This window comes from Halorubrum cibi, assembly GCF_900182635.1.
In the GTDB taxonomy this organism is placed as follows: Archaea; Halobacteriota; Halobacteria; order Halobacteriales; family Haloferacaceae; genus Halorubrum; species Halorubrum cibi.
Window position 1 is genome coordinate 152700 of the sequence record NZ_FXTD01000001.1, and the last position, 23123, is coordinate 175822.

The 23123-nt window shown below is 68.3% G+C and carries 20 protein-coding genes; 7 read left to right on the top strand and 13 right to left on the bottom strand.

What is annotated here, in order from left to right; genetic code table 11:
• Window positions 1-305: 305 nt before the first annotated feature.
• Complete coding sequence (locus FN829_RS00750; RefSeq protein WP_142985103.1) at window positions 306-2495, bottom strand: elongation factor EF-2; 2190 nt, start codon at window positions 2493-2495, stop codon at window positions 306-308.
• Between the two features lie 180 nt (window positions 2496-2675).
• On the opposite strand from FN829_RS00750, the gene FN829_RS00755 reads away from it, so the two are divergent.
• On the top strand, window positions 2676-3323 hold the full coding sequence (locus FN829_RS00755) for a bifunctional 4-hydroxy-2-oxoglutarate aldolase/2-dehydro-3-deoxy-phosphogluconate aldolase (protein WP_142985104.1): 648 nt from the start codon (window positions 2676-2678) through the stop codon (window positions 3321-3323).
• Between the two features lie 130 nt (window positions 3324-3453).
• Window positions 3454-3759: a putative quinol monooxygenase gene (locus tag FN829_RS00760; protein ID WP_142985105.1), complete on the top strand. Its 306-nt coding sequence runs from the start codon at window positions 3454-3456 to the stop codon at window positions 3757-3759.
• A gap of 224 nt (window positions 3760-3983) precedes the next feature.
• Here the strand turns inward: FN829_RS00760 and FN829_RS00765 are convergent, their stop codons facing one another.
• From FN829_RS00765 to FN829_RS00815, 11 genes are all read right to left on the bottom strand, one after another.
• The gene (locus FN829_RS00765; RefSeq protein ID WP_142985106.1) at window positions 3984-7553 is read right to left on the bottom strand and encodes a DNA polymerase II large subunit; all 3570 of its coding nucleotides are present in this window, start codon (window positions 7551-7553) and stop codon (window positions 3984-3986) included.
• Between the two features lie 34 nt (window positions 7554-7587).
• Entirely contained in the window at window positions 7588-8007 is a 420-nt protein-coding gene (locus FN829_RS00770; RefSeq protein WP_142985107.1) for a PPC domain-containing DNA-binding protein, read from the bottom strand.
• A gap of 202 nt (window positions 8008-8209) precedes the next feature.
• The gene (locus tag FN829_RS00775; RefSeq protein WP_142985108.1) at window positions 8210-8584 is read right to left on the bottom strand and encodes a NifU family protein; all 375 of its coding nucleotides are present in this window, start codon (window positions 8582-8584) and stop codon (window positions 8210-8212) included.
• A gap of 55 nt (window positions 8585-8639) precedes the next feature.
• A complete protein-coding gene (locus FN829_RS00780) occupies window positions 8640-8966 on the bottom strand; it encodes a DUF5783 family protein (RefSeq protein ID WP_142985109.1) in 327 nt (108 codons plus the stop codon).
• A 247-nt stretch (window positions 8967-9213) separates the two neighbouring features.
• Window positions 9214-10641 (bottom strand): dihydrolipoyl dehydrogenase, encoded by a 1428-nt coding sequence (gene lpdA, locus FN829_RS00785; RefSeq protein WP_142985110.1) that lies wholly within the window; start codon window positions 10639-10641, stop codon window positions 9214-9216.
• Window positions 10641-12251 carry a 2-oxo acid dehydrogenase subunit E2 gene (locus FN829_RS00790; protein ID WP_142985111.1) on the bottom strand — a complete coding sequence of 537 codons (1611 nt, stop codon included), beginning with the start codon at window positions 12249-12251 and terminating at the stop codon, window positions 10641-10643. Before FN829_RS00790 ends, lpdA begins: the two co-directional genes overlap by 1 nt.
• Window positions 12248-13240, bottom strand: a complete 993-nt coding sequence (locus FN829_RS00795; protein WP_142985112.1) for an alpha-ketoacid dehydrogenase subunit beta — start codon at window positions 13238-13240, stop codon at window positions 12248-12250. Before FN829_RS00795 ends, FN829_RS00790 begins: the two co-directional genes overlap by 4 nt.
• Window positions 13241-14344 carry a pyruvate dehydrogenase (acetyl-transferring) E1 component subunit alpha gene (gene pdhA, locus FN829_RS00800; protein WP_142985113.1) on the bottom strand — a complete coding sequence of 368 codons (1104 nt, stop codon included), beginning with the start codon at window positions 14342-14344 and terminating at the stop codon, window positions 13241-13243. It lies immediately after the preceding gene.
• Window positions 14345-14618: 274 nt separating this feature from the next.
• Entirely contained in the window at window positions 14619-15023 is a 405-nt protein-coding gene (locus FN829_RS00805; RefSeq protein WP_066412396.1) for a CopG family transcriptional regulator, read from the bottom strand.
• Between the two features lie 120 nt (window positions 15024-15143).
• Window positions 15144-15815 carry an RPA family protein gene (locus tag FN829_RS00810; RefSeq protein ID WP_142985114.1) on the bottom strand — a complete coding sequence of 224 codons (672 nt, stop codon included), beginning with the start codon at window positions 15813-15815 and terminating at the stop codon, window positions 15144-15146.
• A 1-nt stretch (window position 15816) separates the two neighbouring features.
• Window positions 15817-16743 (bottom strand): replication factor A, encoded by a 927-nt coding sequence (locus FN829_RS00815; RefSeq protein WP_142985115.1) that lies wholly within the window; start codon window positions 16741-16743, stop codon window positions 15817-15819.
• Window positions 16744-17037: 294 nt separating this feature from the next.
• Between FN829_RS00815 and FN829_RS00820 the strand changes: the two genes are divergently transcribed.
• From FN829_RS00820 to FN829_RS00835, 4 genes are all read left to right on the top strand, one after another.
• Window positions 17038-17337: a DUF7091 family protein gene (locus FN829_RS00820; protein WP_142985116.1), complete on the top strand. Its 300-nt coding sequence runs from the start codon at window positions 17038-17040 to the stop codon at window positions 17335-17337.
• A 43-nt stretch (window positions 17338-17380) separates the two neighbouring features.
• Window positions 17381-18625 carry a hypothetical protein gene (locus FN829_RS00825; protein ID WP_142985117.1) on the top strand — a complete coding sequence of 415 codons (1245 nt, stop codon included), beginning with the start codon at window positions 17381-17383 and terminating at the stop codon, window positions 18623-18625.
• A gap of 99 nt (window positions 18626-18724) precedes the next feature.
• Complete coding sequence (locus FN829_RS00830) at window positions 18725-20608, top strand: ABC transporter substrate-binding protein (RefSeq protein WP_142985118.1); 1884 nt, start codon at window positions 18725-18727, stop codon at window positions 20606-20608.
• Window positions 20605-21498 carry a phosphatase PAP2 family protein gene (locus FN829_RS00835; RefSeq protein WP_142985119.1) on the top strand — a complete coding sequence of 298 codons (894 nt, stop codon included), beginning with the start codon at window positions 20605-20607 and terminating at the stop codon, window positions 21496-21498. Before FN829_RS00830 ends, FN829_RS00835 begins: the two co-directional genes overlap by 4 nt.
• 16 nt (window positions 21499-21514) lie before the next feature.
• Here the strand turns inward: FN829_RS00835 and FN829_RS00840 are convergent, their stop codons facing one another.
• Entirely contained in the window at window positions 21515-22156 is a 642-nt protein-coding gene (locus FN829_RS00840) for a DsbA family oxidoreductase (protein ID WP_142985120.1), read from the bottom strand.
• 85 nt (window positions 22157-22241) lie between these two features.
• On the opposite strand from FN829_RS00840, the gene thiD reads away from it, so the two are divergent.
• A complete protein-coding gene (gene thiD / locus FN829_RS00845) occupies window positions 22242-23108 on the top strand; it encodes a bifunctional hydroxymethylpyrimidine kinase/phosphomethylpyrimidine kinase (protein ID WP_142985121.1) in 867 nt (288 codons plus the stop codon).
• The last annotated feature ends 15 nt before the right edge of the window (window positions 23109-23123 follow it).

Here is a 23123-nt window from a genome sequence, read left to right on the forward strand (position 1 = left end):
AGGAGTCGGTGGGATCGGTATAAGCCTTCGGCGATGGCAGTCGTTGCCTTCGAGTCATGTGAACACGTTTGACGTGCTCGATATCGAGTGGAGACTGAGCGATTCTGCGGTGGCGTCGCCGGCGACGAGGCTGGGGAAGCATGAGGTGCGGGCTGTGCTGGGCGGGTAGGACTCAACGGGGCAGCCGCGATCCCCGATCCGCTTACGCTCGCGGAAATCACGGCCGGGGTTTGGCGGTGTTCACCTCGGTCGGAAAGCGGAGAGAACGAGGAGAGAAGAACCGCGATCGAACTCGACGCGTTAGTTCAGATGTAGTCGATCGAACTGGGCAGTTCGAGCTTCATCCCCTTGCGCTCGCGGATCTCCATGATCTTCTCGCGCTGGAGGTTGTCGACGAGCACGCGGAAGCCCGCGTTCTCCGTGTTCCAGGAGGCGCGGCCCTCGGTGGCGGAGCGGATGTCGGAGGAGAATCCGATCATCTCCTCGACGGGCGCGATGCCCTCGACGACCATGAGGTCGCCCTCCTGGTACATGTCGTCGACGCGGCCGCGACGACCCTGGATCTCGCCGGACGCCGCGCCCATGTGCTCGCTGGGCACGTCGATTCGGACGTCCTGGATCGGCTCGAGCAGGCGAACCTCGCCGTCGATCAGCGAGCGGTGGACCGCGTCGCGGACGGCCGGAATGACCTGCGCGGGACCCCGGTGGATGGTGTCCTCGTGGAGCTTCGCGTCGTGGAGCCGGAACAGCGACCCCTGGACCGGCTCGGCGGCCAGCGGGCCGTCGTCGAGCGCCTCCTGGAGGCCCTCTAAGACGAGCTCCATCGTCTCGTTGAGGTGCTGGATACCCTTCGTGTCGTCGATGAGGATGTTCGTCCGGTGGATGTCCTCGACGTTCTGGGAGGTGTCCTTGTCCATGCCGGCCTCCTGAAGCGCCTCGCGGCGCTCCAGTTCGGGCATGTCCATGGAGACCTCGCCGAGCTGGATGGCGTCGACGATGTCCTGGGCCATCGGCTCGACCGTGAGGTAGAACTTGTTGTGGCGGTTCGGCGAGACGCCCTCGACCTCGCGGGACGCCTCCTGGGGCTGCTCGCGATAGACGACGATCGGCTCGCCGGTGATGACCGGGATGCCCTGGTTGTCGCGGATCCGCTGGGTGATCACTTCGAGGTGGAGCTCGCCCTGCCCGCTGATGAGGTGCTCGCCCGTGTCCTCGTTGATCTCGATCTGGATCGTCGGGTCCTCCTTGGCGACCTGCTGGAGCGTCTCGATGAGCTTCGGCAGGTCGTCCATGTTCTGGGCCTCGACGGACTTCGTGATGACCGGCTCGGAGATGTGCTCGATCGACTCGAACGGCGTCATCTCCACGGAGGAGACCGTGGAACCGGCGATGGCGTCACGCAGACCGGTGACGGAAGCGATGTTCCCCGCCGGGACGTGTTCCACCTCCTCGCGTTCCGATCCCATGAAGAGGCCGACGCTCTGGATGCGGTTCTTGCCCGCGGTGCCGGAGACGTACAGCTCCTGGCCCTTCTCCAGCGTGCCGGAGAAGACGCGGCCCGTCGCGATCTCGCCCGCGTGCGGGTCCATCGAGATGTCGGTGACCATGAAGACGACCTCGCCGTCCTCGTCGACGAGCTGCATCCCCTCGGCGAGCGAGGAGTCCGGGTCGCCGCGCCAGATGCGCGGGACGCGGCGAGGCTGGGCGTCGACCGGGTTCGGGAAGTGCTCACAGACCATGTCGAGCACGACGTCCGAGAGCGGCGTGCGTTCGTGGAGCTCGTCGCGCTTGTCGTTCTGCTCGAGCTCCATGATGTCGCCGAAGTCCATGCCGGTCCGCTGCATCGACGGCATCGAGACGCCCCACTTGTACAGCGCGGAGCCGAACCCGACCGTCCCCTCCTCGACGGAGACGGTCCAGTCGGTGGGGATGTCGTCCATGTTCTCGGCCATCCCGCGGATGAGCTCGTTGACGTCGGCGATGACGGACATGAGCCGCTCTTGCATCTCCTGGGGACCCTCCTGGAGCTCCGAGATGAGGCGGTCGACCTTGTTGATGAACAGCGTCGGCTTCACGCCCTCTCGGAGCGCCTGCCGGAGCACCGTCTCCGTCTGGGGCATCGCGCCCTCGACGGCGTCGACGACCACCAGCGCGCCGTCGACCGCGCGCATCGCACGGGTGACGTCGCCGCCGAAGTCGACGTGGCCCGGCGTGTCGATGAGGTTGATGAGGTGGTTGGTGTCCTCGTACTCGTGGGTCATCGAGACGTTCGCCGCGTCGATGGTGATCCCACGCTCCTGTTCGTCTTCCTTCGTGTCCATCGCGAGCTGCTCGCCCGCGGTGTCCTGGGAGATCATGCCCGCGCCCGCCAGCAGGTTGTCGGAGAGCGTCGTCTTCCCGTGGTCGACGTGGGCGGCGATGGCGATGTTCCGGATGTGCTCCGGGTTGTCCATCAGCCGCTCACACTCTTGGACGATCTTCTTGCGTCGGCCCATTATACCGCGTGTTACCGACAGCAGGGTCAAAAGGGTAGTGTTTCTCCGCGGCCGTTTCGTGGAGGATCGGGGCCGATCCACGCCGATTTCGTGTCGATCGCTCGCACGGTTCACGGCCCTCACGCCGCGGTTCCGAACCGCCTCGGACGGATTTAAGTAACCGGTCGGAAAGGAGGAGACATGAACGAGACGCTCACGGGGATCGTCGACAGCGGCGTCGTCGCGGTGTTGCGCGGGGTCCCGGCCGACGAACTCATCGCGATCGCCGAGGCGCTCCGAGAGGGCGGGGTCACCGCGGTCGAGATCACCGCCGACACGCCGGACGTCGCCGATCTCCTGCGGGACGTGACCGGATCGTTCGGCGACGACGAACTGGTGATCGGCACCGGGACCGTCCTCGACAGCGAGACCGCGAGAACGACCCTGATGGCCGGCGCGGAGTTCGTCGTCTCGCCGAGCCTCCACGAGGACGTCATCGAGACGTGTAACCGGTACGGCGCCGTGAGCGCGCCAGGCGTCATGACGCCGACGGAGGCGGTCCGCGGCTACGAGGCCGGCGCGGACTTCGTGAAGGTGTTCCCCGCGAAGACCGTCGGTCCGGATCACGTCGGTGCGATGAAGGGGCCGCTCGGCCAGATCCCGATGATGCCGACCGGCGGCGTCGGCCCCGACAACGCCGCCGACTTCATCGACGCCGGCGCGTTCGCCGTCGGTGCCGGCGGTGCCCTCGTCGACTACGACGCGGCCGCGCGCGGAGACTACGAGGCGATCACGGAAACCGCCCGCGAGTTCACGCGGATCGTCGAGGACGCGCGAGCGGACGGGTAGAAAGCGGGAGAGCGGAACGGAAAGGGGTCGGGCGAGAGCGGAACGAGGAGGGAAAGCGAGTGCTGCTCGTGTGACGGACCACCGCGACCGGAACGTTTTCGGAGCCGTCGCCGGACACCTCCATCCGTCGATGATCGTACTCCACGCGGTCTTCCCGATCGAGGCGGACCGACTCGACGAGGCGCTCGACCACGCGGAGACGCTCGTCGAGGGGTCGAACGAGGAGGACGGCACCATCGAGTACTGTGCGGCCACGGACGTCGAGGACGGGACGACCCTCCGGTTCTTCGAGCAGTACGAGGACGCGGCGGCGTTCGAGGCGCACACGGAGACCGACCACTTCAAAGCGTTCGAGGCCGCGCTCCCGAACCTGCTCGCCGGGGAACCGCGGGTGACGCGGTTCGAGGTCGACTCGGCGACGGAACTCGACCTATGAGCCGGAGCGCGAGGTGATCGGTTCACCGGACGGATCGTTTATAATCGCTGACCGTGCGGCGCACAGCGTCAAAGCCCCAGCCGAACCGCACCTCGTGCCTCCCCAGCCTCGTTGCTCGCGCTTTTCAAGCGCTCGCAACTCCTTCGCGCGCGACTCGCGGCTCCGCCGCTCGTTCCGCGCGCGCCGACCGTCTCACAGGATCACATGAAGTCGGCGTCACAGGATCACATGAAATCCGCGATGCCCGACTGCTTGTTGGTGTCGTCCTCGAAGATCGACTCCAGCGAGTCGTCCAACACCTTCAGCCGCTGTTTGGTGTAGGGCCGGCAGCCGAACCGCTCCGCGACCTCGATGGCGGTGTCGACGTACTTGCTCACGGAACCCTCGTGGACGGTGAGGTTCACCCGGCCGCCGCACTCCCGGCAGTCGCCGGAAAGCGGCATCCGGCGGTACTTCTCCCCGCAGTCGAGACACCGCGTCTCCTGGCGGGAGAAGGCCCGCAGGTTCCCGATGATGTCGGGCAGGAAGTGGTACTCGATGACGCGCTCGGCGACGTCCGTCTCGTCGACCGCGCGGACCTTCCGGGCGAGCTCCAGTTGCGCGTCCATCTTCTCCATCATGTCGCCAAGCGTCTTGTACGCCGAGAGGTCCGGCCCCATCGCGATGTCGGTCGTGTCGTGGGTGTGGTCGAACCCGCGGTACTCGTCGTCGGTCCCGAGCGTGTCCTCGCCGAGTTTGATCCGGTCCTCGACGACCTCCGGGTCGGCCATCTCTCGGGTCGCCTCGTAGAACTCCAGCGGGTACCGCCGCACGACGTCCATGTTGTGCGCCTCGTCGTCGATCTCCGAGGGGTCGATCCGCGAGGACATCACGAGCGGCGCGTCCATCTTCCCGCCGCGCTGGTTCGGGAGAAAAGTTTTCGAAAAGTTGAGAAGACCGTCCATGAGAAGCATCACACAATCTTCGTCACCATCGCAGTTTCGACGCTTCGCGGCGTGAAAGTACGGGTGTGCGTACCCGACCGCGGCCGACGTGAACCCGATCACCCTCCCGACCGTCGCGGCGCTCGTGTGCGGGGCCATCCCGAAGACGAGCTCGCCGACGAGGTCGTCGCGCTCGTTCACCTCGTAGAAGCGGGGGAGGTCGTAGAACTGCGCGAGGAGGTCGTCGACGAAGTCGGCGGTCTTCAGCATGTGTTCGGCCGCCCCGTCCGAGAGCACCACGTCCTGTACCTTCAGCTCGACCAGCTGGTCGTCGTGCCGGAGCGGGTCGCCGTCGATGTCGGTCTCGTACCCCAGCTCCCGGAAGTGGTCGGCGGTGACGTCGAGTTCCTCCGGGCGGACCGACGTGACCGGGAGGTCGGTCATGTCGTACCGGACCGTCCCGTCCTTGAACGAGGTGACGCCGTTCTTCGCGCGGAGGATCCCCTTCTCGATGGCTTCGGGCGTCTTGTTCGTCGACGTGAGCCCCTGAACCCCCTTCAGGATCTCGAAGGCGGACTCGCGTTCGCCGACCACCTCCATCGCCGAGCGGTAGGCGTCGTTGAGGTCGACCTCCTGATAGGTGGCCGCGGTCACCTCCCACTCACAGCGCGGGCACTCGACGCGGCCGGCCTCGTCGGGCTCACAGACGGTCCCGCAGTCGCCGCACTCGTAGTGGGGCTCGGTGTGGGCGCCGCAGTCCGGACACGCCGACCGGTAGGTGTGGGTGCCGCAGTCGGGGCACGCGCGCTCCGCGACCTCGAGTTCGTGGCGGCCGCGTCGCCCGCGGTCGTCCATCGTCGACGCGGCCTTCGCCACGTCGCGCTGGGGCCCCCCGGCCTCGTTGATCGGGAACAGCGTGTGGACCGCCGGCGAGAGGTCGCGGCTCTCCGACTTCTCCGGGCGGCCCATCCGGTTGCCGATCCGGACCGGCGCGCGTTCGCGGACCGCGAAGGGGGCGACCGCGTTGACGGCCTTCACGGCGTTGTCGCCGCCGTCCCACTCGCGGACCTGCCGTGGGAGGTCCGCCGGATTCCATTCCTTCCGGAGCCCGTCGTCGATCCCGAGCGAGCGCGCGAGCGGCCGCCACGTCGGGATCCGGAGCGAGTCGGGCGTGGCGGCGTGCTCGACGAGCAGGCTCTCGAGCGCGCTCGCCACCCGGTCGGTGCGTTCGATCGCCAGCACGCCCTCGACGACCTCGCCGCCCGCGACCGCGTCCGCGAGCGCCTCGAACTCGGCGACCGACACGTCGTGCCAGAGGTAGGTGTACTCCGGGTGGAGCGGACAGTCGTACGACTCCGCCCACTCGAGCGCCTCGCCGGGCTCCGGGTGTTCGAGGTCGACGTGGGGGTCGTCGTCGAGCGCTTGGACGTCGGCACCCGCCGCCTCGAACTCCTGGACCCACCACTCGTAGACGTACGACGCGGGCGCGAGCGGGTGGTTGTTCTCGACGAACTCCCCGTAGTTGACGAGGTACTCGCCCAGATCGAGGATCGCCTCCACGCCGTTGCGGACCGCGAGCGCCTCCTTCGGGTCGTCGATCCGCCGGACCTCGCCGTTCGCGAGCTTCACCGTCGGCCCCTCGATGGAGTCGACGGGGACGACGCCCGCGGCCTTCCCCGGACGCTCGGTCTTGATCTGCGTCCCGGTCGCGAGGAAGTCGTCCACGAGGTGCATCGTCGCCGGGTGAACGCCCGCGGTCGCGAAGCCGTGGTTCCGCGCGCGACCGTATCGGAGCCGGAACCCGCCGTCCTCCGAGGGGTGTGTGAACACCGGCCGCCCGGCGATCAGGTCCCGCAGGAACTTCTGTGAGGGCTTCGGACGGAGCGGGCCGGTGGGGCCGGTGGAGTCGTCGTCGCCCTCGTCGTCGTTCGCGTCCCCGGCCTGCTCGTCCTCACCGTTCGCGTCGTCGGTCTCCCCGTCCCCGTCGTCTCCGTCGTTGCTCCCCCCTTCCTCGCCGTCGGCTCCGTCCTTCCCGATCGTCCCGTCGATGAGGTCCTGAAGCCACGGCCAGTCGACCTCGTCGAGGTCGCGGGTGTACCGCTGGATCTTCGGGGCCTTCAGGGCGATCCCCTCCGCGGCGACGAGGCACATCCCGCCCCGCGCGGAGTTGGTGTCGACGCGCTCGAGGTCACGGAAGCCCGAGACCTCCTCGTCGCCGGTCGCCTCCCCGTCGAGCATGATTGGGAGGTTCTCCGCGATGAACTTCGACTCCTTATCCTTCGGCGTGTACTGGAGCCCGGTCTCGCGGTCGTAGAGGGCGATCTCCTCGGCGTACCGCTCGACCTCCTCGGTCCGCGCGTGGTACTCGTCGATCCCCAGGAGCGCCCGCGCGTAGTCGGCCACGAGCACCGAGAGCGCCTGTGCGGTCCCGCCCGCGGACCGGATCGGTCCCGCGTAGTAGACGTTGATGAACTCGGTGCCGTCGTCGTTCTGTAACAGCTCGACGCGGTCGATCCCCTCGATCGGCGCGGCGACGACGCCCTCGGTGAGCAGCGCCACGGCGGTCCGAACCGCGCCCTCGATCTTGCCGGCGCGGGAGTCGTAGTCGCCGACGGTCCCCTCGACGAAGTCCGTGACGAGCTCGAGGGCGGCCTCCTCGCGGGACATCTCGCCCTCCAGATCGCGGACGCGCTCGGCGACGCCGTCGATCCCGAGGATGTTCTCGACGCGGTCGGCCATGTCGCGCGCGACCGGGATCTCGATCTCCGGTTCGGGATCCTTTCCCTGTGCCTTCGCCGTCTCCGCGACCTCGAAGGCCTCGTCGAGCCGCTCCTCGAGCCGCGCGAAGTAGCGCTCGTCGTCCGGTCTCATCGCAGCCGCCTACGCGGAGCCCTCGGTCCCGACATCAGAGCCATAGGTCCAGGTCGGTGACCGGGTCGTGTTCGCGCTCGAGCGGTTCGGCGAACGCCCGGAGGTGACACTCGCCGGCCCAGACGGTCGCCGAGTCGAGGTGGCCGGCGAGCGCCTGTCCGCTCGGTCGCGACAGCACGGCGTGGGTGTGCGCGAACACGTCTCCCTCCAGGAGCGAGACGTTGCCGACGCAGGCTGCGACCTCGAGCGGCTCGTCGAACGTCACCGACCGGTACTCCGTCTCCTCTTGGTCGTAGAACCACACCTCCGCGTCCTGAACCGCGCCGAGCGCCGAGAACCACCCGGCGTCGACGTCCTCCTCGCGGGCGAGGTCCTCGATCTCCTCACGCCAGTCGGCCCCCGTCTCGAACCGCGCGACGTACTCCGCCGTCGGTTCGACTTCGCGGTACTGCATAGGAACCGGTGACGGGCCACGGGACAAAAAGCCTTCAGTCGTCCGAGTCGACCGAGCGGATGCTGTTTTCATATCGCGATATACAATTTATGACTTCACACGAGAGCGAATTCGGGACGGATAGGGAGATCGAACGAACGCGGTCGCTATCGGCTCTCGAACAGGAAAACGGGAGAAGAACCGACCGAGAACGCTCTCGCAGTTAGAAGGGGGCCTGCGGCCCCTCGTCGTCGCCGTCGGTCGTCTCGCCGGGGAAGGAGGGAGACATGCCGCTCCCGCCGCCGGTGCCGCCGAGGTCGCCGTCGGCGCCCGCGCCCATGCCGGTGTCGGCGTGGACCGTCTCGATCTCGGGGATCTCCTTGACCATCCGGGACTTGATCGCCTGGATCGTCATCGGAGAGATGCCACAGCCCGAACACGCCCCGCCGAGCTGGATCTGGACCTCGCCGCTCTCGCGGTCGAGGTGGCTGATCGCGGCGTTCCCGCCGTGCATCTGGATCTGCGGGAAGTTGCGCCGCAGGAAGTTCGTGATCCGCTCGCGGAGATCGTTGTCCGCGTCGCTCGTATCCGTGCTCATACCTCCGAGTTGGCGGTCGGTCGGCTTATGCCTTTGGTTCGGGTATATCTCCCGGCTATTCGGGTGCCTCGACGCCGAGCGTGCGGTAGAGTTCCGTCTCGATCCGGTCGACGTACTCCTCGAGGGTGGCCTCGAACTTCTCGTCGTCGACGAGGACACCCTGGAGCCGCTCGCGGGGATTCTCGGGCAGTTGGACGCGGAACTCGCCGTCCTCGTACATCGGCTCGGACTCGTTGAGCACCATCTGGTCGATCCCGTGGATCAGCTCGGAGTCGTAGCGCTCGTTCATCTGGTTGAACGCGTTCTTGTACGCCCGCTGGAGCTCGGGAAAGTAGTGGACGTACTTGTCCTCGAACTTCTCGGGGTCGAACTCGTCGGCCATGGCGGGAGCGAGGGACCACTGGGGAAAAAGCCGGTCGATCCACGAGAATCGGACCCGAACGGCGACGTGATCGGCGGATGCGCCGGCGTATCCTCGTTCCGGAGATCCGGATGTGACCCTTGAATAAACCTCATAGCGCAATATAAAATCATCTCTCGGCGGCTCACACCGACACGACTCATCGCGAAGGTGGCCGACGACGCTCACGGCGTCGGTCGGGCGGAAACGGAGATACGAGAAAAATTTCCTAGCGGTTCAGCGTATGGATCGCCTGTCCGCGGGCGTTCTCGGCGGCCTCCATCACGGCCTCCGAGAGCGTCGGGTGGGTGTGGACCGTCGCGGCGACGTCCTCGAGGGTCGCTCCGAGTTCGATCGCGAGTCCGACCTCCGCGATCAGTTCGGAGGCCTCCGGGCCGACGATCTGTGCGCCGAGGACGAATCCCTCGTCCGCGTCGGCGACGATCCGGACGAAGCCGTCGGTGTGGCCGGTCGTCAGCGCGCGGCCGGAGGCGCGGAAGGGCATCTCGCCGACCGCGACGTCGAAGCCGGCCTCCTCGGCGTCGGCCTCGGTCATCCCGACGGTCCCGATCTCGGGATCCGTGAAGACGGCGGCGGGGATCGCCTGCTGGTCGAGCGCCGCCGGCTCGCCGGCGATCGTCTCGGCGGCGACGATCCCCTCCTTCGAGGCGGCGTGTGCGAGCATCGGTTCGCCGGCGACGTCGCCCACGGCGTGGACGTGCTCGACGGCGCTCCGGGTCCGGTCGTCCGTCTCGATGAATCCTCGATCGTCGGTCTCGATCCCCACCTTTTCGAGGCCAACCCCGCCGGTGACGGGTTCGCGACCGACCGCGACGAGAACCCTGTCGGCGGGGTACGTCGACTCCTCACCCGCCTCGGTCTCGGTGTGGATCAGGTAGCCGCCGTCGCCCGCCTCCGACCAGCCCGAGGCACCCTCTCCGAAGTGGAACTCGATCCCGAGGTCTCCGGCGCGCTTCCGGACGACGCGTTTCACGTCGTCCTCGTAGGGATCGAGGACGTCCTCGAGCATCTCGACGACCGTGACGTCCGCGCCGAGCTTCGCGTAGACCGTCGCGAGCTCCATCCCGATGTAGCCGCCGCCCACGACGACGAGCCGGTCGGGGACGCTCTCGGCCGCGAGCGCGGCCGCGGAGTCCCAGACGTGCTCGTCGGCGAAGGAGAAGCCGGGGATCTCCACCGGCCGGGAACCGGTGGCGACGATCGCGTGCTCGAACTCGATCGACTCGGAGCCCTGGCCGTCGCCGCCGTGAGCGACGCGGACCGTGTGGTCGTCGACGAAGCTCGCGGTCCCCTCGATCAGGTTCACGCCGTTGGCCTTACACAGCTTCTCGACCCCGCCCGTGAGCCGGTCGACGACCCCCTGCTTCCACTCGATCATGCGCGAGAGGTCGACGGCCGGGTCGGCGTGGATCCCCATCTCCTCGGCGGTACCCGCCTCGTGAGCGAGTCCGCTCGCCGTGATGAGCGCCTTCGAGGGGATACAACCGCGGTTGAGACACGCCCCGCCGTAGGCGTCCTTCTCGACCAGCGTCGTGTCCAACCCCTTCTGTGCGGCGCGGATGGCGGCGACGTAGCCGCCCGGCCCCGCGCCGATCACCAGTACCTCCGTTCCCGTCGAGATGTCTCCGACCACCATCACTCGTTCAACAGCAGCAGCGGCTCTTCAAGGTGATCCATCACGGTGTTCGCGAACCGGGCGGCGACTGCCCCGTCGACGACCCGGTGGTCGATCGACAGCGACAGCGGCAGCGTCGAGGCCGGAACGACCTCGTCTTCGGCTCCACCTTCGGATCGGTCCCGCACGACGGGCCGCCGCTCGATCGCGCCGAGCCCCAGAATGGCCGTCTCGGGGTAGTTGATTATCGGCGTCGCGTACTCGCCGCCGATCGCGCCGAAGTTGGTGAGTGTAAACGTGCTGCCGCGCAGTTCCTCCGGCGAGAGCGATCGATCGCGCGCACGCGACGCGAGGTCCCTCACCTCGGCGGCCAGCTCGAAGAGTCTCTTCTCGTCGACGTCCTCGACCACCGGAACCATCAGTCCCGCATCGGTCGCGACCGCGACGCCGAAGTGGTACTCCTCTTTCAAGACGATCTCCTCGTCCTCCTCGCGCAGTTCGCTGTTGAGGATCGGATACTCCCGCAGTCCGGCGAGGACCGCCTTCATCACGAACGGCAGGTAGGTGAGCGTCACCCCCTCCTCGGCTGCCCTCGGTTTCAGTCGCTCGCGGGCCGCGACGAGGTCGTCGACCTCGGCGGTGTCGTGGTGCGTGACGTGCGGGGCCGTGAACTTCGACTGCGCCATGCGCTTCCCGATCGTCCGACGGACGCCCCGATACGGGATCGTCTCGCGAGTCGTTTCGGCGTCGTCCACGGGCGGCTCGGACTCGGCGTCGTCCGCGGGTGGCTCGGCCTCGGCGTCCGACCGCGGAGTCGCTTCGGCGTACGCTCGGACGCGATCCGCGTCGACGAACGCCTCGCCCTCGCGCGTCTCGTCGGTGGGTACGGCGTCGAGATCGACGCCCAGTTCGCGCGCGAGCTTCCGGGTCGACGGCGTCGCGAGCGTCCGATCTCGGTCGGCGGCTTCGGGGCTCGAACCCGACTCCGTCGCGGTCGCTGCGTCCGTCTCCTCCGCGGAGCCGCGCTTGCTCACCGCCGACTTCCGGTCGCCGGACCCGACGTCGACCGGTTTCGGACCGGGGGCGTCGTCGTCGCCCTCGTCGTTCGCGGATCCCTTGCCCTCGGCGTGCTCTCGAACGTCGCGCTCGGAGATCCGGCCGCCGGGGCCGCTCCCGTCGACGGCCACGAGGTCGACACCCAATTCGCGCGCCAGCCGACGGACCGACGGCGGCGCGAAGGTGCGATCCGACGACGACCCGGCTTCGTCGCTCTCGACGGGAGTCGGCTCCGGTTCGGTCGGCTCCGGTTCGGTCGGCTCCGGTTCGGTGGGATCCGAGTCGGTCGGCTCCGAGTCGGCGGGATCCGCGTCGACCGCTCCCTCGTCCGCCTCGTCGACGCGGAACGAGATGATGACGTCGCCGACGGGGACGATATCGCCCTCCTCGACGAACAGCTCCTCGACGACGCCGTCGTAGCTGGAGGGCACCTCGACGAGCGCCTTGTCCGTCTCGACCTCGGCGACGGGCTGGTCCTCCTCGACCCGGTCGCCGGGCGCGACCAGCCACGAGACCAGTTCTCCCTCCGCGATCCCCTCGCCGACGTCCGGCAGTCTGAATTCCTTTATCGTCATGGCTCGAACTCCGCGGCCTCCCTGATACCCTCCTCGATGCGCTTTGCGCTCGGGAGGTAGTAGTCCTCGAGCGCGTACAGCGGGTACGGCACGTCGAACCCGGTGATCCGCTCGATCGGGGCCTCCTGGTACAACAGCGCCTCCTCCTGGAGGATCGCCGTTATCTCGGCGGCGAGCCCGGCCGTCTTCGGAGCCTCGTGAACGACGGCCGCGCGGCCGGTGTGCTCGAAGGCGTCGACGATCGCCTCCCGGTCGAGCGGCGATATCGTCCGTAGGTCGAGCACCTCACAGTCGATACCGTCCTCGGCGAGCGTCTCGGCCGCCTCGAGGGTCGGGCGGGTCATCGCGCCGTAGGTGAAGACGGCGACGTCGTCGCCCTCGCGTCTGGTCGCCGCCTCGCCGATCGGGACGGTGTACGGCTCCTCGGGGACCTCCTCGCGGAACGCGCGGTAGATCAGCTTCGGCTCGAGGAAGATCACGGGGTCGGGGTCGCGGATCGACGCCGCGAGGAGGCCCTTCGTGTCGTACGGCGTGGAGGGGATCACGACCTTCAGCCCCGCCTCGTGGGCGTAGAACGCCTCCTTCGACTCCGAGTGGTGTTCGGGCGCGCGGATCCCGCCGCCGTAGGGCGCGCGCAGGGTCATCGGCAGCGTGAACCGCCCCCGCGAGCGGGCCCGGAACCGGGCCATGTGCGAGACGATCTGGTCGTAGCCGGGGTACATGAATCCCGAGAACTGGATCTCGGGGACCGGCCGCATCCCCATGGCGGCCATCCCGACCGCGCAGCCGACGATGGCCGATTCCGCGAGCGGGGTGTCGACGACGCGGTCGCCACCGAACTCGTCGTACAGCCCCTCGGTCGCGCGGAAGACGCCGCCGTTCCTCCCGACGTCCTGGCCCATCACGACGACGTCGTCGTCCTCGCGGAGTTCGGTGTGGAGCCCATCCCGGACCGCCTGTACCAGCGTGAGGTTTCGTGTGTCGCTCATTTATTCACCAAGGAAGGCCGCGTCGCCGCGTTTCTCTCGGAGCGTCTCGACCGCCGCGTACTGCGTCTCCAGTTCGGGCGGTAACCCGTCGTAGGCGTGCTCGAACAGCGCCCGGGGTTCCGGTCTGGGAGCAGACTCCGCCGCCTCGATGGCGTCGGCGACCCGCCTCTCGACCTCCGATTCGATCGTCTCGATCCGGTCGTCGTCGAGGATCCCCTCGTCGCGGAGGTACCGCTCCAGCCGGGGGATCGGGTCCTTGCGCCGCCACGTCTCGACCTCGTCGTCGTCGCGGTAGACGGTCGGATCGTCGGCGGTGGTGTGCGCGCCGAAGCGGTACTGTATCGCCTCGATCAGCGTCGGTCGGAGCCGGCCGTCCGGCGGGTCGCGCGCCTTCTCGACGGCCGCCTCCGTGACCTGATACACCGCGAGCGGGTCCATCCCGTCGACCTGGACGCCGGCGAAGCCGTACGCCTCGGCCTTCTGTGCCAGCGTCGCGCTCCGCGTCTGCCGCTCGCGCGGCACGGAGATCGCCCACTGGTTGTTGTTACAGAAGAAGACGGTGGGTGTGTCGAAGACGCCCGCGAAGTTACAGGCCTCGTGGAAATCGCCCTCGCTCGTCGCGCCGTCGCCGAAGTAACAGACGAAGACGTCGCCGTCGCCCCGAAGCTTCGACGCCCACGCGCCGCCGACGGCGTGTGGAACCTGCGAGGCTATCGGCACCGCGATCGGGAAGACGTTGACGTCGTCGGGCGCGCGAGCGCCGTCGCCGTGGCCCATCCAGTAGAGCAGCGTCTTCTCCGGAGGGAGCCCGCGGACGAACGCGGCACCGTGCTCGCGGTAGGAGGGGACGATCCAGTCGGTCTCGCCGAGCGCGGTCGCCGACCCGACCTGTGCGCCCTCCTGTCCGGACAGCGGCGGGTACGTCCCCATCCGCCCCTGTCTCTGGAGACTCACCGCCCGCTCGTCGAAGTGCCGGGCCAGCCGCATGTCGCGATAGATCCCGACCAGTTCGGCCTCGTCGAGGTCGGGCACGTCGCCGACGACCGTGCCGTCCTCGTCGAGGACGCGAACCGGATCGTCGTACGCCCTGTCGAACACGCTCACGGTCGGAGCCACCCCTTCATGTCAGTACAGTCCGACGCCCGGGTAATATCCTTTTCGTCGGTCGGTTTATAATGGACAAAAATCAGCAGGTAGTACGAATATATATCTATTATACTGCTCTATAACCAATGATTCGTAAACCATACGCCGCGAGAGCGGCAATCCTTTCGTCGAATCCCCGAGTTCGGCGAACATACTGAACAAACGTGATGATTGGGGAGATCCGTCCGCGTAGCGACTGGAGACGGGGGAGAAGGTTCGGTCGGAGGGATCGCTACCCGAGCCGGAAGGAGGGCTCGTCGGGCTCGCCGTCGAGGTCCTCCAGTTGGATCACGTCCTCGTCTTCGTCCTCGAGCTGCTCGCGGAGGTAGTTGACGTAGCGTTTGTGCTCCTCGAGCTGCTCGCGGAGGTGGTCGGCCTCGAGCTCCAGGCGCTCGTGCTCCCGGACGAAGCTCTTGGGGACCTCGATCTTCGGGGGGAACGACTCGCCGCTGTCGCCCATGCTCTCGAGCTCCGCCTCGGGAATGACGCGGACCTGTCCGTCGTGGGCAACGAGCGTATCCACGTAGTCCCGGAAGACGGCCGAAAGCGAGATGTCCCGCTCCTCGGCGATGTCCCGGAGGGTCTCGAAGGCGTCCTCGTTGACGCGGAACGAGATCGTCTTGTTCTTGTTGCCCATCACGACCCGATCGTCGCGCGGACTACTTAAACATTTGTCAGACGGTGGCAGACGTCCGCTCGCGTCATTTCCGGAAATAGAAACGTCGAGGCGGCGTCGGATTCCGGTCGCGTCGGGCGATCAAATCCCGGTCGCGTCGGGCGCTTCCGCATCCTCGACCGCGTCTTCTTCGGGGGTCGACCCGTCCGTGACCCCGCCGTCTCTGCCGTCCGCGAGCTCGTCGGTGTCGTCGAGGTCCTCGAGCGCCGACAGCGCCGCGGCCTTGTACGTCTCGGGGTCGAGGTCGTACTCCTCGCGGGCCATCCGCGCGTACTCGTTCCCCTCGTCGTCGAAAGCGGCCACGCGCTCGATCGTCCGCTCGGCCGTCTCGGCGACCCAGCGGTCGCGGACGGTCGCGTCGACCTCCGTGATCGACTCGGGACGGACTGAGACGCGCACCGTCCCGTCGTCGGTCTCGTACGTCCGGGGCTTGCCGACGACCGCGACGTACGCGGGCGGCTCGAGGTCCCGGAGCTTCGAGGCGGCCTCGGGCTGGTACTGCCCGGCGTAGACGAAGAACGTCCCGGTGGGGTCGACGACCCGACCCCGCCAGTACTCCGAGTCCTCGCCCACGTCCTCCTTCTCGGTGAGGGTGCCGACGAAGAAGACGCGGTTGGCGGACTCACCCGTCGGCAACAGCAGGTAGACGGGCGCGCGCTCGTCGTCGGACTCCTTGAACGTGTAGCCGGCGTCGTTGAACTCGCTCGCGAACACGCGCCGGGCGACCTCTCGGGTGGGGGTTGACTGGCTCATTTCAGATCGACCTCGCTTCGATCAGCGCGCTCTCGACGTCGACGGCGCCGGGTTCCTCCAGCTCGTCGACCAGGACGTACCGGCCGAACGTCGGCCCGGTGACGCGGTAGTAGCGGCCGAGGACGTCCTCGCCCATCTCCTCGGCGACGACGGTCGTGTCGAGCGCGTCCATCGCCATGTCCTTGGCCTCCTCGAGACCCATGCCGGTGAGCTCCTCGGTGGCCTCGCGGTCGAAGATCACCTCGGTGACGGTCTCGCCGTCGTCGAGGACGCCCTTGATCCGGAGGTCGAACTCGCCCTCGACCTGGCCGTGCTCGGAGCACCGCCCGTTCTGGAGGACGCGCGTGCAGTCGTCCTCGGGACAGCGCTTGATCAGCCCGGAGCCGGACTGGATGTCGACCAGCGCGCCCTCGACCGTCTCGGCATTGTCGCCGACCTCGATCTCCTCGTCTATCTCCGTGATCCCTGTCGTGCGGTTGAGCTTCACCGAGTAGCTCCCCTCGTACTCGTCGGTGACGACGTTCGAGAGCTCGTAGGACGCTCCCTCCTCCAGTTCGGGGAGATCGGAGGTCTCGAAAGCGACGAACTTGATCGTGCCCGACTCGTCGCCGACGAGTCCGACCTGCGAGATGGAGTCGCTTCGCGGCTCCCACAGGTCGACCAGCTTCACGCGCAGGTCGACCCACTGTTCGTCCTCGTCGATGTCGTTCACTTGGACCCGTTCCGTCCCGCCGCGACCGAGCTCGTCGCGCTCCATCCCGGCGTCGTCGAGGTAGCTGTTGGTGACGCTCCGACGCGCCTCCTCGAGCGGCACGCGGTACTCGTTGACGAGGTTCTCCAGCCGCTCTTCGATCTCGTCGGGACCCACCTCGAGGTGGTCCGAGAACTGTTCCGCTATCGCTTCCGCTTCCTGTCGCAGTTCGCTCATGGGTGTCTCGCCTCCGGTCGTGTTTCAATGGGAGGCGTACGACGGTTGGTTCCTCATGATATTAAAACGACGGTGACCGCGGTGAAAGTGACCGCACGACCGGAATCGATCGGCCGTCATCGGTCGGTTTTCGACCGGGCGTCGGACGAGAGTCTGACGAACGTCAGCCGCGCGCGGGCTCCGTTTCGAGTGGAACGGTCACACGGGTCGCGTTCACGGACGACGGTCGGGCCGTGGACAGCGATGTGTTGCGGGCGGCAACGGACCTATACTCCGGGCGGCCGAAGCCGAGGTATGGACGACCGGCTCGAACGGGTGATACGCCAGCAGCTCCGGAAGGCCGGACGGCAGTTCGAGGAGGCCAAGAAGGCGTACACGGAGGGTCGGGGGGACCGGGAGGGATCGAACGTCGGCGCGGAGCTGTACGACCTGCCGACCGACGACGGCCGAGCGCGGATCGTCTGTCGACGACACGCCGAGCGGCGGGCGGTCACCGTCGACGCCGAGGGCCGCCCGGACTGCTTCGAGTCGGGCCACGCCGACTGCGAGGGGTGTGCCGAGGACGTCCGGGACGGCTACGTCGAGACGTGGTGACCGGCGGGGGAGCTTTTATTCCTCCGTCGCGTGCGGGAGTGACATGCAACGGAAGCGGGTCGTCGTCGCCCTGCTCGTGGTCGGGGCGGGACTCGTTCTCTCGGGGGCACTCGGCGGGACCGCCGAACACCCGGACCCCGGCGAGGTCCCCGCGGAGTCGCTGATCGCGGTCGAGGGCGACCACGAGCTGTGGCCGTACACGAGCCGACGCCGGTCGGTGTACGGACAGACGCTCGCGATCAACGTCGTGTTCCTGAACGACGCCGAGACGGTCGAGCGGGCGCTCACCGCGGATCCGGAGACGGACTGGCAGGAGACGAACGCCTCGGAGGAGACGGACGAGTTCGGGGAGGGATACGGCGACGCCGGGGCGGACCGGATCTCGGAGACCCGCGACGGCAACGGGTCCGACCCCGTACGGGACATCGTCGAGGGCAACTGGGAGACTGCCACCGGGTCCGACCGGTACTCCTATTTCAGGGGGCCCGACGGCGGCGTGTGGAAGGGCGTCACGTTCGAGCTCCACGACGGGACGTACCTCGGGACGCGCGACCACGTTCGGGCGTACGAGTCCCCCGACGGCGAGTACACCGCGGTACAGGTCCACGAGGAGTACTACGACTGGTTCCGCCTGCGTCACACCGTCCCGAGCATCGACGAGCCGGCCACCCGGCTGGAGGACGAGTTCATCGACAACCCCACCGCCGCGGAGGTGAGCCGGGAGTACCGCGGGATCGACGGCGGCTGGAGCGACGGGTGGCTGTCGGTGATCGAACTCGCGCTCCTGCTCCCGACGGTCGGGGCGCTCCTCAGCCGACGAACCCGCGAGGCGGTCGCGGAGACGTCGATGCGGCTACGTCGGGAGGCTGACCGCCACGCGCTCGACGTGGTCCTCGCCGTCGCACTCGCGGGGGTGTTCGTCTCGATCCGGCACGTGGCGGTCGCCCTGGAGGTCGCGTATCTCTCCCTCCCGCCGAAGGCGATCGCCGCGCCGCTGTATCTCGTCATCGCCGTCGGGCTGCCCGCGCTCGTCGTCTCCGGGACCGAACGGTCGGACCCGACCGCCGCGTTCCTCGGCGTCGTGCTGGGGCTCGGCGCCGGATTCGTCCTCGACTTCGCCGCGCTCGGCGTGGCGGTGCCGCCCGGACTGATCGTTCACCGCGTGGCGATCCTCGCCGCGCTCGGACTGGTCGCCGTGGGTCGAGCCACGAGCGACCGCCCGGTTCTCGTCGCCGGCGCGCTCGCGTGGGTCGTCGGACTGGCGCTCCCGCTCGCGGACGTGATCTGAGGCGGCTCGAACCGGCGCGGGAACCGAAAGCCGGCCGACGGATCGCGCGCGGCAGCACCATAGAACTGATATGGTTCCGGAGACGATTCCGGCTGGAGAATGACGCGACGGATCAGTCGGCGCGGCGCGCTCGCAGGGATCGGTCTCGCGGTCGGGAGCGCCGGCTGCGCCGGACGGGCCCGGAACATCGCCGGCCGCGAGGGCTCCTCACAGCTCGTGTTGAAGATCCGGACCACGCCGGCCGACGAGGACCCGAACGGGATCCGGATCGCGCGGTCGCTCGCGGAGAACCTGGCCGCCGTCGGGATCGACGCGCGGGTCGAGACGATGAACGGGACCGACCTCCACCGGACGGTGCTCCTCAACCACGACTTCGACGTGTACGTCGGCCAGTACACCGAGGTGCTCCCGTTCGATCCCGACGTGCTCTACGGGCTCACTCACTCGCGGTTCACCGCCGAGGCGGGGTGGCAGAACCCGTTCGGATTCACCGACCTCGACGTCGACGACCTCCTCGAGAAGCAGCGGGCCGCGGGCGGCCCGGATCGGCCCGAGGTCGTCTCGGAGCTCCAGCGGTCGGTGTGTGAAAAACAGCCGTTCACCGTCGTCGCGTTCCCGGACGCGCTCGCGGCGGCGCGAACGGACCGGTTCGTCGGCTGGGAGATGGGGCCGCCGATCTCCGCGAGCGGGCTGCTCGGCATGGACTACGTCGACGAGGGGACGGAGGACGACGGCGAGCCGGTCACCCTCCGTCTCGCGACCACCGACGGACGGATCTCCGTGAACCGGAACCCGATCGCTGCGGAGTATCGCCGGTACGGGACGTTCATGTCGATGCTGTACGACCGGCTCGCGATCGCCGACGACGGAACCTCCGTCCCGTGGCTCGCCCGCGGGTGGGAGTGGCTCGGGCCGGAAACGCTCGAACTCGAGCTGCGGGAGTCGACGTGGCACGACGGCGAGCCCTTGACCGCGGCGGACGTCGCGTTCACGTACGCCTTCCTCCGGGACACCTCGATGGGGAACGCGGAGTCGCCGGTTCCGGCCCCGCAGTTCCGTGGGCGCGGGTCGATCGTGAAGTCGGCGCTTCCCGTCGACGACTCGACCGTCCGACTGGTCGTCGACGAGACCGACGAGACCGTGGCCGAACGGGCGCTTCAAGTCCCGATACTGCCGAAACACGTCTGGAGCGAGCGGGCCGAACCGGCGACCGTCGGCGGGTTCGAGTTCGACATCGAGACCACGGAGGCGCTCGTCACGGCCAACGAGAACCCCGTCGGGAGCGGTCCAGTACGGTTCGTCGAATCGACCCCCGGAGAGCGGGTCGTCTTCGAGCGGAACCCCGACCACTTCCTCGTTCGCGACGGATCGGCCGACGCCGGGAGCGTCGATGACGATGAGAGCACCGAGGACGCCGGAAGCGACGGGAACCGGACCGACTCGGCGACCGAGGACGGGGGCGGGGGATCGGTCCCGGAACGCTTCCTGGGGAAGCCGGCGTTCGACCGGCTCGAGGTCGCGATCGTCGGATCGGACGTCGAGGCGGTACAGTGGGTCGCGGACGGGTACGCCGACGGGACGGCCTCGAACCTCGGACCCGATTCCGTTCCGCGGATCGGTCGCGAGAGCGACACCCGCCTCGTGAGCACGCGGTCGGCCGCGTTCTACTACGTGGGATACAACGCGCGACGCGCGCCGCTCTCGAACCCGCGGTTCCGCGGGATCGTCGCGTCGCTTCTGGACAAGGCGACGGTCGTCGACGACGCGTTTGCCGGGTACGCCCGGCCGGCGAGCACCCCGCTCGCCGCCTCGACCGAGTGGGTTCCCGATGACCTCGAATGGGACGCCGACCGCGACGCGGACCCCGTACACCCGTTCCGCGGGGAGGACGGGTCGGTCGACGTGGCGGAAGCGCGCGAGGCCTTCCGGGAGATCGGGTATCGGTTCGACGAGTCCGACAGGCTGCTCGCGCGGGATCAATGAATCCGCTCCTGCCGGTCGTCACGAACGTCCTGTTCTGGGTGGCCGCGATGTGTCTCGTCGCGGGTGTGGCGATCATCGGGCCGCGGCGGCTGTACGGGGTGGGCGGAAACCTCGTCCCGTATCTCCGCGAATCGCGTCGGGAGGTCGCCGTCCTGCTCGCCGTGCTCGTCGTGAGCGGGGTCGGTCGGCCCGCGCTCCAGTCGGTCTCGGAGGTGTTCGGCCTGCGGCTGACCGGTGCCATCCTCGCGCTCGAGGGCGACTTCGTCGCGTGGCTTCAGGGGACCTTCCAGAGCCCGCGGCTGACGCTGTACTTCTCGTCGGTCTACGTGTTCGGGTACGCGTTCCTGCTCGTGTTCCCGTTCATCGCGTACGCGGCGCTCCCGAACTCGACGACCCTGAAGCGGCTGATCGTGGCGTACACGCTCAACTACGCGATCGGGCTCGTGTTGTACACCGTCGTGTTGGCGTACGGTCCGCGAAACGTAATGCCCGACGCCGTGACCTCGCTTCTGTACACGTTCAACCCGAACTTCCAGACGCTCACCGGGGAGGTGAACGTCGAGACGAACGTGTTCCCCTCGCTTCACACCTCGCTGTCCGTGACGGTCGCGACCTTCGCCGCGCTCACCCGCGAGGAGTATCCCGCGTGGACGCCGATCGCCTGGTGGATCGCCGGCTCCGTGGTCGTCTCGACGATGTACCTGGGGATCCACTGGCTCACGGACGTGGTCTTCGGGACCGCGCTCGCGCTCGGTTGCGTGTACGCCGCCTACTGGTACGTGGATCCGAACGAGGGGGGCGGAGTTGACGACTCGGAATCCGACGACTCGGAATCCGACGACTCGGAATCCGACGACTCGGAACCCGAAAGCGGGGAGACGAACGCCTGAACGTGGCGGGACGGAGCTACGCGCCCTCGACGAGCCGCCGGAGGTGTTCGGGCGGGACCGCGCCGCGGGCGGCGTGGCCGTCGTACGCGAACGTCGGGACTCCCGTGACGCCCCGACGTTTCGCCTCCTCGAACCGGCCCGTGACCTCCTCGCGAAGCGCGTCGTCGTCCAGCGCGGAGTGGGCTTCGGCGGGGTCGACGCCGGCGTCGTCGGCGAGCGAGACGAGGAGGTCGCGGTCGCCGATGTCCTCGCCCTCGCGCCACAACGCGGCGAAGACGGACTCGTCGAACGCCAGCCACGTCTCGTAGGGGTGGTGTTGTTTCACGTAGTAGGAGAGGACCTGCGCGTCGAGCGAGTCCACGTCGGTCGCGATCTCGAGGTCCATCTCGACGTCGTACTCCTCTTGAAGCCGCCGGACGTTCTCCTTGGCCTGTGCGTAGTAGTCCTCGTCCTTGCCGTCGTCGACGTCGGTGTCGATGGTCCCGTCGGGTCGCCGCTTCCCGCTCCGGAGGTCGAAGGGGTGCCAGTCGATCTCTAACTCGCCCGTCTCCTCGTCGCGCGACTCACGGTACCCCTCGAGCGAGTGACGGCCCAGATAACAGAACGGGCAGACGTAGTCCGAGAAGACCGTGACGGTGACGGGGTCGGTGTCGGTCATACCCGTTCTCCGGCCTCGAGGCGGAAAGCCCGTTCGACGGCGGCGATCGCCAGCCACTAGTACAACTAATGAATACCACCGGAGCATGACGCCTCCCTTCGATCCCGTCTCACCTCCCGTCGCCCTGACGATCGCCGGCAGCGACAGCGGCGGCGGGGCGGGGATACAGGCCGACTTGAAGGCGATGACGGCCCACGACGTCTTCGGCACGTCGGTCGTGACGGCGACGACCGCCCAGAACACCCGCGGGGTCCACGACGTGGTCCCGCTGTCGGCCGAGCACGTGACCGCCCAGTACGACGCGGTCGTCGAGGACTTCGCGCCCGCCGCGGTCAAGACCGGGATGTTGGCGACGCGCGAGGTCGTCGAGGCGACCACGCGGGCCCTCGAGACGTTCGACGGCCCCGTCGTCGTCGACCCCGTGATGGTGGCCGCGACCGGCGACCGACTGCTGTCGGCCGGGGCCGAGGCCGCCTACGACGACCTGATCGCGTCGGCGACGCTCGTCACGCCGAACGCCGACGAGGCGGCGATCCTCGTCGACAGCGCGGTCGAGACGCCGACCGACGCCGAGCGCGCGGGTCGCGAACTCGTCGACCGCGGTGCCGACGCGGCGCTCGTGAAGGGCGGACACCTCGCGGTCGAAGGCGACGCCGACCGCGACGACGCCGACCGCAACGCCGGCGACGTCGTCGACACACTCGTGATCGTGGACGGGAGCGACGACGAGGACCCGCGCGTACGCCGGATCGAGAACCCCCGGATCGACACGGACGCGACCCACGGCTCCGGCTGTACCCTGTCGAGCGCGATCGCCGCGCGGCTGGCCCGCGGCGAGCCGCTCGAGGCGGCCGTCGCCGACGCCGTCGACGGGATGGGCGAGACGATCCGGCGCGGCTACGACGTGGGCGAGGGGCCGGGGGCGGTGAACCCGACCGCGATGGACCCGTAGGGTTTTAGCCGCCGA